The 1,634-nt window shown below is 22.6% G+C and carries 1 protein-coding gene; it reads left to right on the top strand.

The genetic code is table 11. The annotated features are described in order from the left end of the window. The first annotated feature begins 635 nt into the window (after positions 1-635). Positions 636-1,391: a basic amino acid ABC transporter substrate-binding protein gene (locus AJN60_RS04060; RefSeq protein WP_070285914.1), complete on the top strand. Its 756-nt coding sequence runs from the start codon at positions 636-638 to the stop codon at positions 1,389-1,391. The last annotated feature ends 243 nt before the right edge of the window (positions 1,392-1,634 follow it).

The raw sequence follows: 1,634 nt of genomic DNA, 5'->3' as shown, positions 1-1,634 counted from the left end.
TTATAGATAGTTTAATCTTTTTCTTCAAAGAAAAAGTTATAAAAGATTAAAAGAAAGCTTTTAATCTTTTTAATATTAGATTGAATAGATTTTACATAATTGCTTATGCCTAAATCTTTCTGGCTCAATCGATCACTTATTTAGATTTCAAAGATTGACTAATAAGATTTGAATAACAATACTAATTTAAAAGAACAAAACAAAAAATCATTTTTAAAAGAAAAGTTTTTAAATTAAAAACAAGATTTATAAAAAAGCTTTTAGTTTTAAATTAAAAAATTAAGAAAGTTAAAAACTCAAATAATTTAAAAACTTAAAAAATCTAAAATAAAGTTAATTTATAAAATCTACTCAGTTAGTGAAACTTTATAATTTAAAAGATTTTAAGTCCTTTTTTCAAAAAAGGAAATGAAAGTATAACCAATTAAACTTAAAAGGGGATTAAATAAAGGATTAAATAGTATAAATATTTGTGTAAATATTTATATAAGTATTTGGTGGGTTTTTTGAAATTTTGTATAAATAATATATCAAGGATTACTTACTTTTAAACATTGTAAAAAGCAATCAGACTTAATTAAATATAAATTTAAAATAAGTATAATTTTAAAACATTATTATATCAAAGGAAGAAAATGAAAAAAATATTTAGTGTTGTTTTAGTTGCCTTGATTGGCTTATTTTTAAACGCTTGCAATGATTCTAAAAACAAAGAAACAAATGCAAGCGTAGAATTAAAGGTTGGAACCGCCCCAAACTATAAACCTTTTAACTATAAAGAAAATTCAAAACTTACAGGTTTTGATACGGATCTAGTAGAAGAGATCGCCAAAAAAAATGGTATTAAAATTGTTTGGGTTGAGACTAATTTCGATGGGTTAATACCTGCTTTAAAAGCCGGTAAAATCGATATGATTGCCTCGGCTATGAGCGCAACGGATGAAAGAAGACAGAGTGTTGATTTTACTAAACCTTACTATATGAGTAAAAATCTTTATCTTAAACTAAAAAGTAACAATTTACTTCAAACAAAAAATGATTTAGAAGGTAAAAAAATAGGAGTTCAACTAGGAACTTTACAAGAAAATACTGCAAAAGCTATCAAAAATGCACAAGTGCAAAGTAATAAAGATTTAAATATTGCTGTTTTAGCACTAAAAAACAAGAAAATTGATGCTATTATCGCAGATGAAGATACTGCTAAAGGTTTTTTAGCTGAAAATCCAGAATTGGTAAGTTTTTACCAAGAAATGGATGGTGGAGAAGGCTTTAGCTTTGCTTTTGATAAAAACAAACAAAAAGAATTGGTAAAAATTTTTGACAAAGGTATAGATGAGACAAAAACCAATGGATTTTACAATACTTTGATCAAAAAATATGAATTAGAGTAAGCGTGAAAATTCACGCTTATACAACTTAAATCTTCGTTATATTTTACAAGATAACATTTCATACAATTTTACTCTCATTAAATCAATTTTTTATATAAAATAAAATTTAAATTGAAATTTTATAATTATATAATAATCAGTATTTAATTATACTTTAAGTTTAAATATTTTATTATTCCACTATTTTATTTTTATATTTTATATTATTATTAAAAAATAAATAATATGAAATTAATTTCAAAA

Origin of the sequence: Campylobacter sp. BCW_4323 (assembly GCF_001763115.1) — a bacterium.
GTDB classification, from domain to species: Bacteria; Campylobacterota; Campylobacteria; order Campylobacterales; family Campylobacteraceae; genus Campylobacter_D; species Campylobacter_D jejuni.
Note: the sequence above shows the minus strand (reverse complement) of the source record. Positions and strands in the feature narration are given on the sequence as shown.

Coding starts and splice junctions, on each gene's coding strand:
- AJN60_RS04060 (WP_070285914.1), top strand. CDS start 636: ATGAAAAAAATATTTAGTGTTGTTTTAGTTGCCTTGATTGGCTTATTT.